17 protein-coding genes are annotated in these 18,963 nt (G+C 60.2%); 8 read left to right on the top strand and 9 right to left on the bottom strand.

All coding sequences use genetic code 11. The features are described 5' to 3' along the window. Window positions 1-181: 181 nt before the first annotated feature. Both HBO41_RS19055 and HBO41_RS19060 read right to left on the bottom strand, forming a co-directional pair. Window positions 182-1,834, bottom strand: a complete 1,653-nt coding sequence (locus tag HBO41_RS19055; protein WP_169987369.1) for an acyl-CoA dehydrogenase family protein — start codon at window positions 1,832-1,834, stop codon at window positions 182-184. Between the two features lie 90 nt (window positions 1,835-1,924). Beyond that, complete coding sequence (locus HBO41_RS19060; protein ID WP_017136072.1) at window positions 1,925-4,303, bottom strand: hybrid sensor histidine kinase/response regulator; 2,379 nt, start codon at window positions 4,301-4,303, stop codon at window positions 1,925-1,927. 276 nt (window positions 4,304-4,579) lie between these two features. Between HBO41_RS19060 and HBO41_RS19065 the strand changes: the two genes are divergently transcribed. The 4 genes from HBO41_RS19065 to HBO41_RS19080 all read left to right on the top strand — a co-directional run bounded on the left by HBO41_RS19065 (window position 4,580) and on the right by HBO41_RS19080 (window position 8,143). Further along, on the top strand, window positions 4,580-5,377 hold the full coding sequence (locus HBO41_RS19065) for a hydroxymethylpyrimidine/phosphomethylpyrimidine kinase (protein WP_017136071.1): 798 nt from the start codon (window positions 4,580-4,582) through the stop codon (window positions 5,375-5,377). A gap of 20 nt (window positions 5,378-5,397) precedes the next feature. Next, window positions 5,398-6,021, top strand: coding sequence for a thiamine phosphate synthase (thiE, locus tag HBO41_RS19070; protein ID WP_169987371.1), 624 nt, complete (start codon window positions 5,398-5,400; stop codon window positions 6,019-6,021). A 17-nt stretch (window positions 6,022-6,038) separates the two neighbouring features. Continuing rightward, window positions 6,039-7,334 (top strand): glutamate-1-semialdehyde 2,1-aminomutase, encoded by a 1,296-nt coding sequence (gene hemL, locus HBO41_RS19075; RefSeq protein ID WP_169987373.1) that lies wholly within the window; start codon window positions 6,039-6,041, stop codon window positions 7,332-7,334. 224 nt (window positions 7,335-7,558) lie between these two features. Continuing rightward, window positions 7,559-8,143, top strand: coding sequence for a tetratricopeptide repeat protein (locus HBO41_RS19080; protein ID WP_056861983.1), 585 nt, complete (start codon window positions 7,559-7,561; stop codon window positions 8,141-8,143). On the opposite strand, the gene HBO41_RS19085 is transcribed toward HBO41_RS19080, so the two are convergent. From HBO41_RS19085 to HBO41_RS19115, 7 genes are all read right to left on the bottom strand, one after another. Beyond that, the gene (locus HBO41_RS19085) at window positions 8,125-9,237 is read right to left on the bottom strand and encodes a succinylglutamate desuccinylase/aspartoacylase family protein (RefSeq protein ID WP_169987375.1); all 1,113 of its coding nucleotides are present in this window, start codon (window positions 9,235-9,237) and stop codon (window positions 8,125-8,127) included. The two genes, HBO41_RS19080 and HBO41_RS19085, sit on opposite strands and share 19 nt — an antisense overlap. Window positions 9,238-9,246: 9 nt before the next feature. After that, window positions 9,247-9,957, bottom strand: a complete 711-nt coding sequence (locus tag HBO41_RS19090) for an ABC transporter permease (protein ID WP_169987377.1) — start codon at window positions 9,955-9,957, stop codon at window positions 9,247-9,249. Next, complete coding sequence (locus HBO41_RS19095) at window positions 9,950-10,669, bottom strand: ABC transporter permease (protein ID WP_169987379.1); 720 nt, start codon at window positions 10,667-10,669, stop codon at window positions 9,950-9,952. The genes HBO41_RS19090 and HBO41_RS19095 overlap by 8 nt, the downstream gene beginning before the upstream one ends. A 31-nt stretch (window positions 10,670-10,700) precedes the next feature. Further along, window positions 10,701-11,471: a transporter substrate-binding domain-containing protein gene (locus HBO41_RS19100; protein WP_169987381.1), complete on the bottom strand. Its 771-nt coding sequence runs from the start codon at window positions 11,469-11,471 to the stop codon at window positions 10,701-10,703. Between the two features lie 36 nt (window positions 11,472-11,507). Further along, window positions 11,508-13,565 (bottom strand): FAD-dependent oxidoreductase, encoded by a 2,058-nt coding sequence (locus HBO41_RS29705; protein ID WP_169987383.1) that lies wholly within the window; start codon window positions 13,563-13,565, stop codon window positions 11,508-11,510. 74 nt (window positions 13,566-13,639) lie between these two features. Then, window positions 13,640-14,494: a MurR/RpiR family transcriptional regulator gene (locus tag HBO41_RS19110; protein WP_169987385.1), complete on the bottom strand. Its 855-nt coding sequence runs from the start codon at window positions 14,492-14,494 to the stop codon at window positions 13,640-13,642. Between the two features lie 105 nt (window positions 14,495-14,599). Further along, window positions 14,600-14,926, bottom strand: coding sequence for a DUF1820 family protein (locus HBO41_RS19115; RefSeq protein WP_003194436.1), 327 nt, complete (start codon window positions 14,924-14,926; stop codon window positions 14,600-14,602). Between the two features lie 131 nt (window positions 14,927-15,057). Between HBO41_RS19115 and miaB the strand changes: the two genes are divergently transcribed. The 4 genes from miaB to HBO41_RS19135 all read left to right on the top strand — a co-directional run bounded on the left by miaB (window position 15,058) and on the right by HBO41_RS19135 (window position 18,953). Then, on the top strand, window positions 15,058-16,386 hold the full coding sequence (gene miaB / locus HBO41_RS19120) for a tRNA (N6-isopentenyl adenosine(37)-C2)-methylthiotransferase MiaB (protein ID WP_056861977.1): 1,329 nt from the start codon (window positions 15,058-15,060) through the stop codon (window positions 16,384-16,386). A 228-nt stretch (window positions 16,387-16,614) separates the two neighbouring features. Beyond that, complete coding sequence (locus tag HBO41_RS19125; protein ID WP_169987387.1) at window positions 16,615-17,619, top strand: PhoH family protein; 1,005 nt, start codon at window positions 16,615-16,617, stop codon at window positions 17,617-17,619. Further along, the gene (ybeY, locus tag HBO41_RS19130) at window positions 17,612-18,070 is read left to right on the top strand and encodes an rRNA maturation RNase YbeY (protein ID WP_056861975.1); all 459 of its coding nucleotides are present in this window, start codon (window positions 17,612-17,614) and stop codon (window positions 18,068-18,070) included. Before HBO41_RS19125 ends, ybeY begins: the two co-directional genes overlap by 8 nt. Window positions 18,071-18,113: 43 nt before the next feature. Then, window positions 18,114-18,953, top strand: coding sequence for an HlyC/CorC family transporter (locus HBO41_RS19135; protein ID WP_010206772.1), 840 nt, complete (start codon window positions 18,114-18,116; stop codon window positions 18,951-18,953). Window positions 18,954-18,963: the final 10 nt, after the last annotated feature.

Raw genomic sequence — 18,963 nt, forward strand, 5'->3', positions numbered from 1 at the left:
TGTGTTCTGACTTGCAGGCCTTTATCTTGCCTGTATCCCGGCCTCACTGAAACACCGGGTTTGGAATGCTTTGAAAGGTGGGAGCTGGCTTGCCTGCGATGGCGGTGTGTCAGTCACTGAATACTTGGCTGGGACACCGCCATCGCAGGCAAGCCAGCTCCCACATTTTGACCGTGTTCAATCAGAGGGATTGTGGAGTTGAACGGGTAACGATCGCCGCCACATCCATCCCGCGCGGCAAAGTGCCATACACGCGGCCGGACGATGCCCCCAGGCGGCTGGCGATAAACCCGTCACTGACCAGCGCATTCCCGGCCTCCAGCAACAGCTTGGCCTGCAACGCCACGGCAATGTCCTCGGTCAACTGCCGCGCGCGGTACTGGATGTCCTGAGTGTCCATAAACGCCGACTTCAATTGCTCGATATGCCGCGCCAGCTGCTTGTCACCATGCCCATCGCCCAGTTCGACAAACAATGCCTCCAGCACGCCCGGTTCTTTGGACAATGCCCGCAGCACGTCCAAGCACTGCACATTGCCGGAACCTTCCCACGTCGAATTCACCGGCGCCTCACGGTAAAGACGCGGCAGGATGCTGTCCTCCACGTACCCGGCGCCGCCCATGCATTCGGCGGCCTCATTGATCATGGCCGGTGCGCGCTTGCAGATCCAATACTTGCCCACCGCCGTCACCAGCCGGGCAAATTTGGCTTCCTGTTCGTTATCCAGATGGTCCAGCGCCCGCCCCATGCGCATGCTCAAGGCCAGGGAGGCTTCGCTCTCCAGCGCCAGGTCGGCCAGCACGTTTTGCATCAACGGTTGTTCACTGAGCACGCGGCCGCCGACTGAGCGATGGGCGCAATGGTGGCTGGCCTGGGTCAACGCCTGGCGCATCAAGGCGCTGGAGCCGACCATGCAGTCGAAACGGGTCATGGCGACCATTTCGATTATGGTCGGCACGCCCCGGCCTTCTTCGCCAACCATCCAGGCCAGGGCGCCACGAAACTCCACTTCGCTGGAGGCGTTGGAGCAATTGCCGAGTTTGTTTTTCAGGCGCTGGATGTAGAACTGGTTGCGTGTGTCATCCGGGCGATGCCTTGGCAGCAGGAAACACGTCAGGCCTTTGTCAGTCTGCGCCAGGGTGAGGAACGCATCGCACATCGGTGCCGAGCAGAACCACTTGTGCCCTACCAGCTCATAGGCTTGGCCGGGGCCGCCGGCGCCCACGGGATAGGCACGGGTGGTGTTGGCGCGCACGTCGGTGCCGCCTTGCTTTTCGGTCATGGCCATGCCGATGGTGGCGCCGGCTTTGTGGGCGATGCCGACGTTGCGTGGGTCGTATTCGGTGTTGAGGATTTTCGGCAACCAGGTCTTCGCCAGGTCCGGTTGCAGGCGCAGGGCCGGGACGCAGGCGAAGGTCATGGTCAACGGGCAACCGCTGCCGGCTTCGGCCTGGCTGTGCAGGTAGGTCATGGCGGCGCGGGCCACATGGGCACCGGGCTGCGGATGCGCCCACGGCAGCGATGGCAGGCCATGCTCGACGGCGGTGCGCATCAGTTCATGATAGGCCGGATGAAATTCCACCAGGTCGATGCGATGGCCGTAGCGGTCATGGCTGTTGAACACCGGCTTGTTCTGATTCGCCAGGAACCCGGCCGCCATCAACGGCCCACCGGCCAGCGCGCCGTACGCATCAATACGCGCCTGCGCCCAGCCGGCGCCAAAGCGGCGCGACCATTCTTGCAGGGGCAGGTCGATACGATAAAGGTTGGTGCCGTCCAGGGACGGCGGCTGGTTGGTGACGTCGTGGGTTTCGGCAAATTGATGCAGGTTCATGACGGGCCTCCTGGAAAATAGGCCACGTGCAGTTGAGGCCTGAATTTCAGTTAAGCACCGTCATCGGGCTTAAAAAAGTGGCATACCCGCCTATTGTTCGGCGCTTTCGCCCTCTAACGGGCACAACAGGTGCCGCTCCAGCACCGTTTGCAACGCCTCGAAACGTACGGGTTTGCTGAGGCGTTCGGTGATGCCGACCCCATGGCAACGCTCTCGATCCGGGGCGTGCAGCGAGGTGCTCAGGGCAATTACCGGCAGCTCGCCGCAGCCGGGTAGCGCACGAATCTGACAGCACAACGAGAAGCCGCCCTCGGGTATATCCAGCAGCACCGCATCAAAGGTTTGGTCCTGAAAAAGCGCCAAGGCGGCCGGGCCGTTATCCACGGTTTTCACCCGATAACCCAGCTTGAGCAACATGCCGCGTACCGCCAATTGGCCGACACTGTTGTCGTCCACCAACAGCACCGTACATTCCTGGGGCGCTCGTTGCGCGTGGGGTTTGTGCGTTGCCGGCTTTGGCTCGGGCGGCACCGGGTTGACGCTCATGTCCAACTGGAAGCGGCTGCCCTTGCGGGGCTCGGAATGATGGGTCAGGCGCCCGCCGAGCAGTTCGATCAACTGCCGACAAATCGCCAGGCCGATGCCCAGGCCGCCGTATTCGCGCGTCATCGAACCGTCGACCTGGAAGAAGCGCTGATACAGCGTGGCCTCATCGAGGAAAGCGAAGCCGATGCCGCTGTCGGTCACGATGAAGCTCAGGCGCAGTTCGCCGTCACTGTGCGGCACACCCACCACGCGCAAGCGCACCGCACCTTCGTGGGTGAACTTGAAGGCATTGTCGAGCAGGCAATCCAGGCATTGGGTGAGTTTGCCGGCATCGCCAATCACCCGGTCCGGCAGTTCATCGGCCACGTCGATAGAAAACTCCAGGCCTTTGCTGTGCGCGCTGGCGGTGAATTGCTGGCGCAAGGTGTCGAGCGTGCCGCGCAGGCTGAAGACCTGGGGATGGGCGGTGAGGCGCCCGGCCTGCAATTCGGTAAGGGTGAGAATGCCGTTGACCATGCGCATCATGTCCCGCGCAGAACCGGCGGCGGTTTGCTGGTACTGGGCAAGGTCGTCATCCAGCGGCACGGTCTGCATCAGCTCCAACGAGCCGATCACGCCATTCATTGGGGTACGAAGTTCGTGGGTCAGCGTGGCGAGGAATTCATCTTTGAGGCGGTTACTGCGCGCCAATTGCTGGTTGAGCACTTCAAGCTTCTGGCTGGCGTCGAACAGGATCTGCGCCTGCTGCTCACGCATGCCGTTGATGCGGTCCGCCAGGGCCAGGGACAACAGCGCCACTTCGATGGCCGAGCCGAGCTGGCTGGCGTACATGGTGAGGAACATATTGGGCAGGTAGCCCAACACCATCAGGGTGTTGACCACCCCGCCCAGCAGGAACGCCGACCAGGCGATGATGAAGTAACGCGCCATGCGCTGGCCGCAATACCAGGCCTTGATGGCGGCCACAAAGATGGTCACGGTAAACACCAGCGCCAAACCTGTGGCCAAACGCAGGGCCACGGCGTAGCTGGTCAGCAGCGCCAGCACCATGACCAACGCGCCAGCCGCTGCCAATGCCAGCAAAACCCGGTCAAGCCAGCGGCTGTGCTGCGCGGTGTGCAGGAAACTGCGCGCGAACAAGCTACCGAACAACGCCGCCGAACCGATCAGGAAAGGTACCGCCGCATTCGCCCACCATGGATTGTTCGGCCAGAAATATTCCACCGCCACGCCGTTGACCGAGAGCTGGTAGAGGCCGAACGAAGCAATATAGAGGATGTAAAAGAGGTAGCTGGTGTCGCGCACGCTCAAGTAGATGAACAGGTTGTAGACCAGCATCCCCAGTAACACGCCATAGATAGCCCCCAACACATACAGGCGCAGTGGCTGTTGCTCCAGGTAGGCGGTGGCAGACCATAACGTCAGCGGTGCCTGGATCGAGCCTTGGCTTTGCAGGCGCAGGTACACGGTTTGCTGCTGGTCAGGCACGAAATTGAGCTTGAACAGGTAGTTGGCCTGGCGCACTTCACGGCTGGAAAACGCCAGGGTGCTGCCCGTGCGGGTAGTCAGGCGGTAATTGCCGGTGCTGTCGCGCTGGTACAGGTCCAGTTGGTTAAGCGGCGGGTACGCCAACTCCAGAAACCAGGTGCGCGGGGCGCGAGGATCAGTGGCGGTGTAATGCAGGTCGACCTTGAGCCAGAACACCGAGCGTGAATAGCCGGCGTTGAGGGTGGCTTTGTCATGGGGTTTGAACTGGGCGGCGAAGGCGGGAGTGCTGACATCGGCGATGGTGAGGGCGTCGGTTGGGTCTTCGAACACTTGCATGACGCGGCCCAGCGGCAGGCTTCGAGTATCCGGGTTGAACTCGATGGCGCTGGCGAGCATCGGCAGCCCGCACAATAAAAAGATCAGCAAATAGCGCATAGAGCCCCAGCGTGGCCTGTCCGGTTATGTCAAAAGTCCCCCATTCCTTTTGAGTAGACGTATACCGGCGATACATTAAGTTGTTTGGATCCACTCTAGCATAGCCGCTAGAGGCCATTGGACACCATTGAAATAATTTTTTGAAAGGCTCTAGAACGGGCATCTCAAGCGCTTTCCGAATAAAAAACCAGCCAAGCCAAACCATAAACATAAGCGGGAAATTCGCCTCTCGCCCAACAGCCACGCCAAAAGCGTTTGGTGGTAAGCTCGCGCACCATGAATATCTACAGCTCTCGCCCCGTTGTCCTCTGTCTCTCCGGCCACGACCCCAGTGGTGGCGCCGGCTTGCAGGCAGATATCGAAGCCCTGCTTGCACAAGGCTGTCATGCGGCCCCGGCCGTCACTGCCTTGACCGTGCAGAACACTGTCAATGTCAGCGATTTTCGCGTGCTCGACCGCGAGTGGGTACTGGCCCAGGCCAATGCCGTGCTGAGCGACTCCGAAGTGACGGCGGTGAAGCTCGGCATGCTCGGTTCCACCGCGATGGTCGACACCGTGGTCGAACTGCTGCAGGCGCACCCGCACCTGCCGGTGGTCTGCGACCCGGTGCTGCGCGCCGGTGGCGGCGGCAGCCTGGGCAAGGACGAAGTCGGTTATGCCATGCGTGAGCGGCTGTTGCCACTGTCGCTGATCGCTACGCCGAACTTGCCGGAAGCGCGCATCCTCGCCGAATTGCCCGAGGGCACGGCGGACGAATGCGCCGAGAAGCTGCTGCCGTTTGTAAAGCATCTGCTGATCACCGGCGGCCACGGCGACGAGCATGAAGTGCACAACCGCCTGTACAGCCGCGACGGCACGCGCCAGACCTTTACCTGCCAGCGCCTGCCCGGCAGCTATCACGGCTCGGGGTGCACGCTTGCCAGCGCCTTGGCCGGCCGGATCGCCCAGGGCGAAGGCTTGGCCAGCGCGGTGCAATCGGCGCTCAACTACACTTGGCGCACCCTGCGTGACGCCGAACAACTCGGCCAGGGCCAGTTTGTGCCGCGCCGTCTGCCGCTGGATTTCTGCTCTTAACCGCACAAGAGGCCTGCTCGATGAAACTACGTGGCCTTTACGCCATTACCGACAGCCAACTGTTGGCCGGCAAATTCCTCGCCTACGTCGAAGCAGCACTGGACGGTGGCGTAACCCTGTTGCAGTACCGCGACAAAAGCAGCGACGAAGCCCGGCGCCTGCGTGAGGCCGAGAAACTGCGCGAGCTGTGCTCACGCTACAAGACCCAGTTGATCATCAACGATGACGCCGAATTGGCCGCGCGCCTGGGCGTCGGCGTACACCTGGGCCAAACCGACGGCCCACTGACCCCGGCCCGTGCACTGCTCGGCTCCAAAGCCATCATCGGCGCCACCTGCCACAGCCAGATCGTGCTGGCCGAGCAGGCCGCCAAGGAAGGCGCGAGCTACGTCGCCTTCGGCCGCTTTTTCAATTCCAACACCAAGCCTGGCGCGCCGGCCGCCACGCTCGACATGCTGGCCCAGGCCCGCACGCGTCTGCAGTTGCCGATCTGCGTGATCGGTGGCGTCACCCTGGAGAACGCCGCCCCCCTGGTGGCCCACGGTGCCGACCTGCTCGCCGTGGTACACGGCCTGTTCGGTGCCGACAGCACCCAGGAAGTCACGCGCCGCGCCCGCGCCTTCAACGACCTTCTTAAAGTTTAAGTGTAGAGAGCCCGATCATGTCCCGTTCCGAAACCCTGTTTGCCAATGCCCAGAAACACATCCCGGGCGGTGTGAACTCCCCCGTGCGTGCGTTCAAGAGCGTCGGCGGCACACCGTTGTTCTTCAAGCATGCCGAAGGCGCCTACGTCACCGACGAAGATGACAAGCGCTACGTTGACTACGTAGGTTCCTGGGGGCCGATGATCCTCGGCCACAGCCACCCGGACGTGCTCGACGCGGTGCGTCAGCAGCTGCAACACGGCCTGTCCTATGGCGCGCCGACCGCCATGGAAACCGAGATGGCGGACCTGGTGTGCTCAATCGTGCCATCGATGGAAATGGTGCGCATGGTCAGTTCCGGCACCGAAGCCACCATGAGCGCAATCCGCCTGGCCCGTGGTTTCACCGGCCGCGACAGCATCATCAAGTTCGAAGGCTGCTACCACGGCCACTCCGACAGCCTGCTGGTAAAAGCCGGCTCCGGCCTGCTGACCCAAGGCGTGCCAAGCTCGGCGGGTGTGCCGGCCGCGTTTGCCAAACACACCCTGACCCTGCCGTTCAACGACATCGCTGCCGTTGAGCAGATGCTCAGCGAAGTCGGCCAGGACGTGGCGTGCATCATCGTCGAGCCGGTAGCCGGCAACATGAACTGCGTGCCACCGGCACCGGGTTTTCTGGAAGGTTTGCGTGAGCAGTGCGACAAGCACGGCGTGGTGCTGATTTTCGACGAAGTGATGACCGGCTTCCGCGTAGCCCTCGGCGGCGCCCAGGCTTACTACGGCGTCACGCCGGACCTGAGCACCTTCGGCAAGATCATCGGTGGCGGCATGCCCGTGGGCTGCTTCGGCGGCAAGCGCGAAATCATGCAGCACATCGCGCCGCTTGGCCCGGTGTATCAGGCGGGCACCTTGTCAGGTAACCCATTGGCCATGGCGGCCGGCCTGACCACCCTGCGCCTGATCAGCCGCCCGGGTTTCCACGCCGAGCTGACCGACTACACCACACGCCTGCTCGATGGCCTGCAACAGCGCGCCGATGCGGCGGGTATCCCGTTCGTGACCACACAAGCAGGTGGCATGTTCGGCCTGTACTTCAGCGGCGCCGACGATATCGTTACCTTTGATGACGTGATGGGCAGCGATGCCGACCTGTTCAAGCGCTTCTTCCACTTGATGCTCGAAGGCGGCGTTTACCTGGCACCGAGCGCTTTTGAAGCGGGTTTCACCTCGATCGCCCATGGCGAAGCCGAGTTGAAATTGACCCTGGATGCTGCCGAGCGCGCTTTTGCCGCCCTGAAGCAAGCCCTGAAGTAAGGGACACACACATCTGACGTTGCCCCTCGCAGCGTCAGATTTGCTACTTTGCCTACAGAGATTTCCTGCATTTTTCGAGAAATCACCTGCAATCCGGCAGATAACTTGCCTACGCAGCAGAAAAACGAGTAAAGACTTTGTAAGCAGGGGCCTGCTTATTTCATAATGCGCGCTTATTGGACCCCCGAGGGTCCGCGTGCCCCGTCAGAGGTAAGTCGATTCCCATGAAACGCACCGGCCGCACCCTGGTTCTGGGCTGCCTGTTGCTCCTTCAGCCGCTGCTGGCACATGCCCAGGCAGGCGGCAACTCGTTGTTAATCCCAGCGATGGGTCGTTGCACCCTCAATACCCAGCCAGACAGCCAGGCCGAAGCCCTGAGCGCGTGCCAGAAACAGGCCGACGGTGGGGATGCGCAGGCGCAATACGAGTTGGGCGAGTACTTCCACGACGACAAAAACCCGGCCCGCGACCTCAACAAAGCCCTGAGCTACTTCGAAAAGGCTTCGTTGCAGGGCCACGCCCAGGCGCAATTCCAACTGGGTAACATGTTCTTCAAAGGCGAAGGTGTGCCGGCCAATAACGTCCAGGCCTACATCGTGCTGAAAATGGCAGCGGTCAACGGTGCCGAAGACGCGCTGGACACGGCCGACGAAGTCGCCGAGCACATGCAGCGTGATGAACTGGAAGTGGCCACCCAGGTGCTGGGCCAGATTTTCCGCAATTACCTGCAGGAATTGCAGAGTGCCGACGGGCGTTCGCCCTTTTCGCCCCTGCCCGACCCAATCGCGCCTCAGGGCGACAACAGGTAGCCTTGCCGGAAAGCCTCTGCACCGGCAACATGCGCAATCGTCATGCCGCTAGTGGCCATGCGCCTTAGTGATCGCACATACAGCATACCTTCCCGAGTACAGGCAATGGCCGTCACGCTGTCGCTGATCGGGTCAATGATGTGTGCCACGACTTGACCCGCGCTTAAATAATCCCCGACCTGTGCACAAAACACGATCAACCCGCCCACCGGGCTGACCACCGGTTCAACGCCGGCCAGCGGCGTGGGCGGGCTCAATAATGGCGGCAGCTCAGGTGCCTGGCCCTCGATGACGCCCACGTGCGTGAGGTAGTCAATCAAGCCCTGGCAATCCCGATCGGCCAGCTCATAACTCACGTCGGCCACACCTCGCAGCTCCAGTGTTACTGCAAAACCGGGCGGCGACACACGTTGCGGGAAGCGCGCCTCTATATGCTGCCAAAACAGGCTGAAGCACTCATCGAAGGACTGCCCACCCGCTTCTTTCGCCATAAAGCAGGCTTGAGCTACCAGGTAGCGAGCCAAAGGCTCCACCTGTGGCCAGCGCTCCGGTGACAGGTACAGGTGCTGTACGGCTTCAAAATCGCAATGCAGATCCAGCACGATATCGGCATCGCAGGCCAGGCGCTGAAGCGTCAGGCGCATGGCCTGTACCTGGTTGGCAGGCACTTGGCTGGCGAGCACCCGAACCAGCACCGAACGAATCAACCGCAAGTTTTCCTCGGGGTCGTCGGTCAGCCGTGCCTCGACGGCATCACCCACCTGTTGGCTGACATCAAGGAAGTGCCGATTGAAGTTCTCCCGGCTGTCGTAATCGAAGCGGCCTTGAGGCACATCCATCAACACTTGCTCCAGCCCCATGGGGTTGGCCACCGGCACCAACACCACCGGACCGCGCAATAGGCCCGCGGCCTCCAATCGCAACAACCTTAGCTTGAGATGCCATACCAACAGCATCCCCGGCAGTTCATCAGCATGCAGGGAAGACTGGATATAGACTTTGCCCACGCCATTGGCCGGGCCGTAGTGAAAACTATGAATCTGCCGCGTCGTACCCGGCACGGTTGCTGGCAATTGATGCACGCGTTCATACATGGCGACCTCCTATCGGCTTGGGTCAAGAAATCTCAGCCAACGCTTCTCGGCCAGGTGAAAAAGGCCGACCAGAGCGAAGGTGATGCATAAATAAATAGCCGCGGCGATGCCGAAGGACTCGAACGTCAGAAAGGTCGCGGCATTGGCATCCCTGGCCACTTTCAGCACATCGGGGACCGTGGCGGTGAACGCCAACGTGGTGGAGTGCAGCATGAAAATCACCTCATTGCTGTAGTACGGCAATGAGCGGCGCAGGGCCGACGGCATGATCAGATAGGTGTAGAGCTTCCAGCCGTCGAACCCTAACGCCCTTGCGGCCTCTACTTCACCGCGCGGCATGGAGCGGATGGCACCGGCGAGGATTTCTGTGGTGTAGGCGCCCGTGTTAAGGGCAAAGGCCAGCAGTGTGCAGTTCAACGCATCACGGAAAAAAGCCTCCAGAAGCGGCTGTTCTCGCACAGCCGCCAGGCTGTATATACCGGTGTAACAGACCAGCAACTGGACATAGAGCGGCGTTCCCCGAAACAGATAAGTAAAGCCCTGCACCGGCCAACGTACCCACGAGCAGGTTGAAACCCGGGCAATGGACAACGGCAGCGCCACTAGCAGCCCAAGGCATAACGAAGCACTGGTGAGCCACAGCGTCATGGCCAGGCCGGTGATTTGCTGCCCGTCGGAATAGAGAAACGGCCGCCAGTATTCCTGTATCAGCTCAATCATCGCCGCGCCCCTGCCCTGCGCCGCCGTAACGACGCTCAAGCCGGCGCAGCACCGCATTGGAGACGCTGCTGAGCAGCAGATAAATAAAGCCCGCCAGCAATAGAAAGCTCAATAGCTGCTGGCTGCTTTTGCCCGCCACCTGAGCCACCTTGACCAAGTCTGCCAAACCGATAATCGACACCAACGCGGTAGCCTTGAGCAAGACCATCCAGTTATTGCCCAGCCCCGGCAGGGCGAAGCGCATCATCTGCGCAAAGATTATGTAGATGAAGCTTTGGCGAGGCTTCATACCCAGAGCTTTGGCCGCCTGTGCCTGCCCACGTGGCACCGCCAACAATGCACCACGAAAGGTCTCGGTAAAATACGCACCGTAGATGAACCCCAGTGTCAGTACGCCCGCAGTCAAAGGGTCAATTTCGAGGTAGGCCCAGCCCATCACAGCCGTCAGCCGGCTCACACCGGTTTGCACGCCGTAGAAGATCAGCAACATCAACACAAGGTCCGGCACACCACGGATCAAGGTGGTGTAAACCTGTGCTGAAACACGCCAAGCCCTGACGCGTGACAGCTTGGCACCCGCCCCGAGCAGACCGAAGATCAGCCCCAACAAAAGCGATAACAACGCCAGCTTCAGGGTCACCCATACACCTTGCAGCAGTAACGGCGCAAAACCCTCCAGGGTCGCGACAAAGCGCGCAACGGTCTCCAGCATGACGACGCCCTCCAAATATGATGGCGGGCGGTCAATTGCCGCTGAACATGTCGACGCCAGGGAAATACTGTTCTTGCAGGCGAGCATAGGTGCCATCGGCATGCAGCGCTGCCAGGCCCTGATCCAGCAGAGTCTTCAGCGCCTGATTGCCCTTGGCGATGCCAATGGCGCTCATGGAAGGCATCAGCTCGCTCTCTATGACCTTGCCCAATTCGAAACCTGCACGCTGGGGCGAACGCAAAAAGCCACTTTGTGCCTGTTGGGCGTCCTGCAACGAAGCGTTGAGCCGACCTGCCACGAGGTCGGCGTAAACCTGCTCCTGATCTGCGTAGGCCACCACCTTCATGCCCTCAGGGGCCAACACACGCTTGGCGTAGGCTTCCTGAGTACTGCCCTGCAAATACCCCACGGACTTGCCCTTGGCGTCGCCAAAGTCGGTGCCGGCCTTGAACACCATAGCGGAGGGGCTGGAGAAAACTTCCGACGAGAAGTCGATGATCTTGCGCCGAGCTTCGGTCACGGTTACCGACGCCAGTATGGCGTCGATCTTGCCGGCCTTAAGGCTGGGAATCAGGCCGTCAAAGTCGCTTTCTACCCATTGGCAGCGCACCTTCAAATGTGCGCAGATGGCGTTGCCGATATCAATCTCGAAACCGACTAAAGTGCCGGTATTGTCTTTATAGGCAAAAGGCGCGTAGTTAGGGTCAGCACCGAAGCGTATGACCTCATAGTTGTTGGCGGACACCAAGTTGCTCACCACTACGGAAGCCAACACCGATAACATCAGCACTATTTTTTTCATTATTTTATTCCTTGTTATTGTTTGCACGGCAGGACGTTACAACAGCTCTAAATGAGGAATTTCGCGGCGCATGACCAACGAGCCGGCGGGCGCGTCAAACTCACGCGCCAGCCGATGCCCTGAATACACGGCAGCCGCAATGGTTCCGGGCGCCAGGCAGTCCCCCACCAATGCGACCGACTCAATACCCGCCTCAAAGCGTTGCTCATCTGCCTCGTTGAGTGCCTGGTACAGGCCTTGCTCAGGCTCACGGGATGTCACCAGCAACAACGACGCCACGGGAATGAACCTTGGCCGGCCGGTGTACATACAGCTGGCAACCGCACCTTCAGGCGTCACCGCCGCCAGCGAGTGGGAGGCGATAATCGTGACATTGAGTTCCAGCAGGCGGCGCTGGATGCGGTGTTGCTCAAGCGTGTTATGGGTCCAGGTCGCCACATCCGGCGCCGAGGTGACAAAGATCACCTCCACGCCCAGCGCTACCAACTGCTCTGCCAATACACTGCCCATGTAGTAGTGGTCATCATCGAAGAGCAGCACCGGTGAAACAGGGACTCTCCCCGCCAGCAGATCATCCGGAGTCAATACCGGCAGATGTTCCAACCCCGGCAAGGCCTGGCGCAATGCTCGCCCCAGACCATCGTTACGCCAGCGCGAACCAGTGGCGATAAAAACGTGGGCGGCGGCGAAGTCCAACACGTCCTGGGCTTGCAGCTGACTTTCTCGATATATCTCTACTGAAGGCAATCGGCTGAGGGCGTCCAGCCGGTAGTCGAGCACCCGTGACCAACTCGCTAACCCCGGCAGCCTGGCTTCAAGAGACACGCGCCCGCCCAGCGTTCGCGAGCCTTCGACCAGCGCCACCTCCATGCCCCGCGCGCCCAGTATCCGCGCGCATTCAAGGCCGGCAGGCCCAGCCCCGACCACCAGGGCACGCGCGGGGTTATGCGCACGAGGTACCGACTCGGGGTGCCAGCCGCGCCGCCATTCTTCACCCAAGGTGGGGTTTTGCGTGCAGCGCAGCGGGGTGCTGGTGTGGTCACCACTGACACAGACGTTGCAGCCAATGCATTCGCGAATCTCCCCCAGACGCCCTTCCTCTATCTTCTTTGGCAAGAAGGGATCGGCAATCGAGGGACGGGCAGCGCCGATCAGGTCCAGCACACCTCGACGCACCAATGAGACCATGGTGTCCGGTGAGGTAAACCGGCCCACGCCAACCACCGGCTTGGTGGTTAGCGCTTTGAGCCCGAGCAGGAACGCCTCTTGAAAACCTTCAGGGGCAAACCGTGAAGTCACGCTGTCGTTGGACCAGTCGGCAACGTTGACATCCCACAGGTCAGGCAGATCCGCCAACAGCGAAAAAATCTCGCGGCCTTCGCCCTCGCAGGCCAGCCCGCCAGCTACTTGTTCATCCACCGCCAGCCGTACCGCCACTGCGCAACGATCACCCACTGCATCGCGGGTATCTTCAATCAATTCACGCAACAGCCGTACACGATTCTCCAACACCCCACCGTACTCATCGGTGCGCCGGTTATTGCGCGGGGTCAGAAAGTGAAACGGCAGGCCAAGGTCGTGGCCGGCATACACGTAGATGATGTCGAAACCCGCCTGGCGGGCCCGTAACGCAGCAGCGCGATGCATCTGGCGCAGTTGCTTGATATCGGCGCGGCTCATGGCCCGGGCTTGCACCGGGTCGTAACCACGCACCGGAGTATTGGAAGGCGCCCAGGGGATTTCGCGGCTATAGCGATTGGGCGCCGAATAGCCATTGAACGCCAGTTCGACGCCGGCCAATGACCCATGCAGATGGACGGCGTCACACATTTTCGCCAGCGCCGGGATGTCGCGCTCATCCCATAAGCGCGCTTCTATATAGGGCGAAAACTCGCTCAGCGGACTGATCTCGCACTCCTCCGTACACACCACCCCCCAACCCCCCTCGGCTTTGACCCCGCGCATGGCGGCCATGGCTGAGGGGTGCACATGGCCCATGCCATTACAATGCGGCACTTGGTAAAAGCGATTACGCGTGCGAACCGGCCCGATGTGTACCGGTTCAAAAAGAATGTCATACCGAGGATCGCGCACAGGGCTACTCCCGAACCAACAAGTTCGCTAATGACAGTTAAATAAAGAGCGTTATTTAAATAACGCGTAAGCGGTCAACTCTGGGTGTAACCCACAAACGCCTGATGCAACTGGGCGATCGCATTCAAGTGTTCTTCCATTTCTGGCCCAAGTTGTTTCGACATATCGTTAATCAACAAGTGAGTCATCGATAACATGGTGGCCGTCGAGTCCCATAACAAATCAAACTCGGTAGACACCCGAAACACTTCGTTGGCGTTTTGCTCAGCCCACTCACAAAAATTGTCGGTTATCAGCGTGACCGCAATACCGCGTTTGCGTGCCGCTTGGCACAGAAGCAAAGACTGGCGGGAATGGCGTCGCGCTTCATAGACGATCAGCATTGAATCGGCAGACGGCGCCAGCAACACCTCACCGAAATGCCCTGACGCACCATCCACCAGATGCACGCCTGTGCGCAGGTATTGCAACATGTGGACCATGGAGCAGGCGATGCCCCGCTCGGTGCCGAAACCGGCGACAAAAACCTGCGGGCTTTGCGCCAGCCTTGATGTCACCACGCGCCAAGGCTCGGTGCGGGTGTACTCATAAACGCGCACCAACGCCGCGATCTCCAGTTGCAGGCTGTTGGCCAGCGGGTTTGCATCGCCTTCTGCCTGGAACGCGCGCAGCCGGTCGCCGATCAGCCATGGGCTGTCACCCAGGTCGTCTTTGAGTTCGTGTTTAAGGTCTTTGAAATGCTTGTAGCCCAACGCCCGGCAGAATCGGCCGACGGTGGACTCGCTGATCTGGAGCTTGTGTGCCACCTGCGCCGAATTCTCGAACGGCAGGTCTTTGAGGTTCGCCAGGATATAGGCCGCCAGCGTTCGATAAGCCTGGGACCTGGATGACAACTGTTGTTCGAGGGATTTTTTTATGGATGTGCTCATGGCGTCCTCTCTGCATGGGCACAAACTGCTATTTTTCTGTCAAGTCGTCAACCAAGACTGAAAAGTTTCAGAAGCGTCTTACAAAATCACATCACATGCGCAGTGTTACTTTTCCGGCATGGGCATCGGAAACGGCATCACATTGCTGGTGCCGCGCGCCTCGCTGATCTTCGGCGTGCCCAGGCGCTCGACTTCATCGATGCGCACAATCGAATGCATCGGCACAAAGCTGCGCACCACGCCTTCAAACTGCGCCTTGAGTTTTTCTTCGCCCGGGTCGACGACCAATTGGGTGCGCTCGCCAAAGACGAACTCTTCCACCTCCAGGAAGCCCCACAGATCACTTTGATAGATCTGCTTGGCGTACATTTCGAACACCTGGCCCTGGTTGAGGAAAATCACCTTGTAGATTGGAGCTTCACGTTTGGTCATGGTGGGCGAATAACACATGGGGGATTTAAAAGAGGGCGCGAACTATAGCATGGCACCCGATGCACAGCGCTAGGAACCAATGGGCATGCCCCCTATAATGCGCGGTTCTTTACCACCAGTTGATGATTCCCATGGCCAAGAAGCTTTACATCGAAACCCACGGTTGCCAGATGAACGAGTACGACAGCTCGCGCATGGTCGACCTGCTGGGCGAACACCAGGCCCTGGAAGTCACTGCCCGCGCCGAAGATGCCGACGTCATCCTGCTCAATACCTGCTCGATCCGCGAGCGTGCCCAGGACCGTGTGTACTCCCAGCTGGGCCGCTGGCGTGAATTGAAACTGGCCAACCCGGACATGGTGATCGCCGTCGGCGGCTGCGTGGCCAGCCAGGAAGGCGCCGCGATCCGCGACCGCGCCCCCTATGTCGACGTGGTGTTCGGCCCGCAAACCCTGCACCGCCTGCCGGAAATGATCGACGCCGCACGCATCACCAAGCTGCCGCAGGTGGACGTGTCATTCCCGGAAATCGAAAAATTCGACCATTTGCCCGAACCGCGCATCGACGGGCCGAGTGCTTATGTGTCGGTGATGGAAGGCTGCAGCAAGTACTGCACCTTCTGCGTGGTGCCCTACACCCGTGGCGAAGAGGTCAGCCGGCCGTTTGACGACGTACTGGCGGAGATCATCCACCTGGCCGAAAACGGCGTGCGCGAAGTGACCTTGCTGGGCCAGAACGTCAACGGCTATCGCGGCCAGACTGACGACGGGCGCCTGGCTGACCTGGCGGAGTTGATCCGCGTGGTGGCGGCGGTGGATGGCATCGAGCGTATTCGCTACACCACCTCGCACCCGCTGGAGTTCTCCGACAGCCTGATTCAGGCGCACGCCGAGGTGCCGGAGCTGGTCAAGCACCTGCATTTGCCGGTGCAGTCGGGTTCGGACCGCATTCTGGCGGCCATGAAACGCAACCATACGGCCCTGGAATACAAATCCAAGCTGCGTAAATTGCGCGCCGCGGTGCCGGGCATCTGCATCAGCTCGGACTTTATCGTCGGCTTTCCCGGCGAGACCGAGAAGGATTTCGAGCAGACCATGAAGCTGATCGAAGACGTCGGTTTCGACTTCTCGTATTCGTTCGTCTACAGCCAGCGTCCGGGCACCCCGGCTGCCGACCTGGCAGATGACACCCCGGAAGCGCTGAAAAAAGAGCGTTTAAACGCACTGCAGCATCGCCTGAACCAGCAAGGTTTCGAGATCAGCCGACAAATGGTCGGTTCGATCCAGCGCATCCTGGTCACCGACTACTCGAAAAAAGACCCGGGCGAGTTGCAAGGGCGTACCGAGAACAACCGGATCGTCAACTTCCGCTGCGACACGCCCACCCTGATCGGCCAGTTTGCCGATGTGCATATCGATGCGGCGCAACCGCACTCCCTGCGTGGGTCGCTAATCAACTGACCTCTGACCGAATGAAGATCAAAATGTGGGAGCTGGCTTGCCTGCGATGGCGGTGGGTCAGCCGACACATCCGGCACTGACACACCGCCATCGCAGGCAAGCCAGCTCCCACAGTGGATTTTCATGGTTCTTGAGATTGAGCCAGCACTATATAAGTGCTTTCGCACGCCGAGCACTGGCGTTATCCTCTCCTTCACCTAAACAGCCAAAGGGCGGCTAAAAGCAACCTTGAACGCACCCATAGCAGAACCCCATCGTTTTCTCCTCGAGCCGTTTGAGGCTCGCCGTTTCGCCAACCTGTGCGGACAGTTCGACGAGCACCTGCGCCTGATCGAACAACGCCTGAGCATCGAGATCCGCAACCGCGGCAATCAGTTCGAGCTTATTGGTGAACCCCAGCACACCACGTCTGCAGAAAACCTGCTGCGCCGCCTCTACCGCGAAACCAAGGGTAGTGAGCTGTCGCCGGAGACCGTGCACCTGTATCTGCAGGAATCCGCCGTGGAAGACTTGGCCAACAACCCGGTGGCCGAAGCCAGCGTGGCCCTGCGCACCAAAAAAGGCATGATTCGCCCACGCGGCTTGAATCAGCAGCGCTACGTCAAGGAAATCCTCGGTAACGATATCAACTTCGGCATCGGCCCCGCCGGTACCGGCAAGACCTACCTGGCCGTGGCCTGTGCGGTCGACGCCCTGGAGCGCGAGCAAGTGCGGCGCATCCTGCTGGTGCGCCCGGCGGTCGAGGCTGGCGAGAAGCTTGGCTTCCTGCCCGGCGACCTGGCCCAGAAGATCGACCCGTACCTGCGCCCGCTCTACGACGCGCTGTACGAGATGCTCGGCTTTGAATACGTGGCCAAGTTGATTGAGCGCCAGGTGATCGAGATCGCCCCGCTGGCCTACATGCGTGGTCGCACCTTGAACAACAGCTTCATCATCCTCGACGAAAGCCAGAACACCACGGTCGAACAGATGAAAATGTTCCTCACCCGTATCGGTTTCGGCTCCACCGCCGTGATCACCGGCGACGTCACCCAGGTCGACCTGCCCAAGGGCACCAAGTCCGGCCTGGCCCAGGTGATCGACGTGCTCAAGGACGTGCCAGGTATCAGCTTCACGCATTTCATGCCCAAAGACGTGGTTCGTCATCCGCTGGTGCAGCGCATTGTCGAGGCCTACGAGCGCTTTGAGCACCGCGATGACGTACCCGCCAAGGACGTGCGCCACGATGCTTGAGCTAGACCTGCAACTGGCCACCGAAGCGCCCGCCCCCAGCGAAGCGCAGTTCCGTCAATGGTGCGCCCTGGCCCTGCGCCAGCGCACCGCCGACTCGGAACTGACCATCCGCCTGGTGGACGAGCCCGAAGGCCGTGAACTGAATCACACCTGGCGCCAAAAGGATTACGCGACCAACGTGCTGTCCTTTCCCGCCGACGTGCCGGATGAGTTACTGGATATCCCGTTACTGGGCGACCTGGTGATCTGCGTCGAAGTGGTGGAGCGCGAGGCGAAGGAACAAGGCAAGGAACTTGAGGCCCACTGGGCCCATCTAGTCATCCACGGCTGCTTGCATCTCTTGGGTTACGACCATATAGACGATGACGAAGCCTGCGAAATGGAAACACTGGAACAAACGTTGCTTGCTGAACTGGGTCACCCTGATCCGTATGCAGACGACGAAAACTGAAACTACACATAACTGACACAACAAAGGATTTAGAGTAATCGCTATGAGCGAAGACCGATCGAGCAACGGGCAGAAGTCATGGCTGGGTAAACTGACCCAGGCTTTTGCCCACGAGCCGAAAAACCGCCAGGAGCTGCTGGAGCTGCTGCGCGAGGCCCATCAGAACAAGTTGCTGGACAGCGAAGCGCTGGCCATCGTCGAAGGCGCCATCCAGGTGGCTGACCTGCAGGTTCGGGACATCATGGTCCCGCGTTCGCAGATGATCAGCATCAAGGCGACCCAGACCCCACGGGAATTCCTCCCGGCCGTGATCGACTCGGCGCACTCGCGCTACCCGGTGATCGGTGAAAGCCATGACGACGTCATGGGCGTCCTGCTGGCCAAGGACCTGCTGCCGCTGATCCTCAAGGAGAACGGCGACAGCTTCAACATCAAGGACCTGCTGCGCCCGGCCACCTTCGTGCCTGAATCCAAGCGCCTGAATGTGCTGCTGCGCGAGTTCCGCGCCAACCACAATCACATGGCCATTGTGATCGACGAATACGGCGGCGTGGCTGGTCTTGTGACCATCGAAGACGTGCTCGAGCAAATCGTCGGCGACATCGAAGACGAGCACGACGTCGAAGAAGACAGCTACATCAAGCCGCTGCCCAGCGGTGATTTCCTGATCAAGGCGCTCACGCCGATCGAGAACTTCAACGAGTTCTTCGACAGCGAATTCTCCGACGATGAATTCGACACCGTGGGCGGCTTGGTGATGAGTGCGTTCGGGCACCTGCCAAAACGTAACGAAACCACCGAGATTGGCGCTTATCGCTTTCGCATTCTGAATGCGGATAGCCGTCGTATCCACTTGATCCGCCTGACTCCGATTGCCCGCTAAGGAAGGGGTG

The sequence above is a fragment of the Pseudomonas sp. WS 5146 genome (genome assembly GCF_012985495.1).
GTDB classification, from domain to species: domain Bacteria; phylum Pseudomonadota; class Gammaproteobacteria; order Pseudomonadales; family Pseudomonadaceae; genus Aquipseudomonas; species Aquipseudomonas edaphica.

Bases quoted from the DNA above. Each gene is read 5' to 3' on its own strand.
- HBO41_RS19110 (WP_169987385.1), bottom strand. From the start codon at position 14,494: ATGAGCACATCCATAAAAAAATCCCTCGAACAACAGTTGTCATCCAGG.
- HBO41_RS19055 (WP_169987369.1), bottom strand. From the start codon at position 1,834: ATGAACCTGCATCAATTTGCCGAAACCCACGACGTCACCAACCAGCCG.
- HBO41_RS19115 (WP_003194436.1), bottom strand. From the start codon at position 14,926: ATGACCAAACGTGAAGCTCCAATCTACAAGGTGATTTTCCTCAACCAG.
- ybeY (WP_056861975.1), top strand. From the start codon at position 17,612: ATGCTTGAGCTAGACCTGCAACTGGCCACCGAAGCGCCCGCCCCCAGC.
- HBO41_RS19100 (WP_169987381.1), bottom strand. From the start codon at position 11,471: ATGAAAAAAATAGTGCTGATGTTATCGGTGTTGGCTTCCGTAGTGGTG.
- HBO41_RS19060 (WP_017136072.1), bottom strand. From the start codon at position 4,303: ATGCGCTATTTGCTGATCTTTTTATTGTGCGGGCTGCCGATGCTCGCC.
- HBO41_RS19065 (WP_017136071.1), top strand. From the start codon at position 4,580: ATGAATATCTACAGCTCTCGCCCCGTTGTCCTCTGTCTCTCCGGCCAC.
- hemL (WP_169987373.1), top strand. From the start codon at position 6,039: ATGTCCCGTTCCGAAACCCTGTTTGCCAATGCCCAGAAACACATCCCG.
- HBO41_RS19090 (WP_169987377.1), bottom strand. From the start codon at position 9,957: ATGATTGAGCTGATACAGGAATACTGGCGGCCGTTTCTCTATTCCGAC.
- thiE (WP_169987371.1), top strand. From the start codon at position 5,398: ATGAAACTACGTGGCCTTTACGCCATTACCGACAGCCAACTGTTGGCC.
- HBO41_RS19085 (WP_169987375.1), bottom strand. From the start codon at position 9,237: ATGTATGAACGCGTGCATCAATTGCCAGCAACCGTGCCGGGTACGACG.
- miaB (WP_056861977.1), top strand. From the start codon at position 15,058: ATGGCCAAGAAGCTTTACATCGAAACCCACGGTTGCCAGATGAACGAG.
- HBO41_RS19095 (WP_169987379.1), bottom strand. From the start codon at position 10,669: ATGCTGGAGACCGTTGCGCGCTTTGTCGCGACCCTGGAGGGTTTTGCG.
- HBO41_RS19080 (WP_056861983.1), top strand. From the start codon at position 7,559: ATGAAACGCACCGGCCGCACCCTGGTTCTGGGCTGCCTGTTGCTCCTT.
- HBO41_RS19135 (WP_010206772.1), top strand. From the start codon at position 18,114: ATGAGCGAAGACCGATCGAGCAACGGGCAGAAGTCATGGCTGGGTAAA.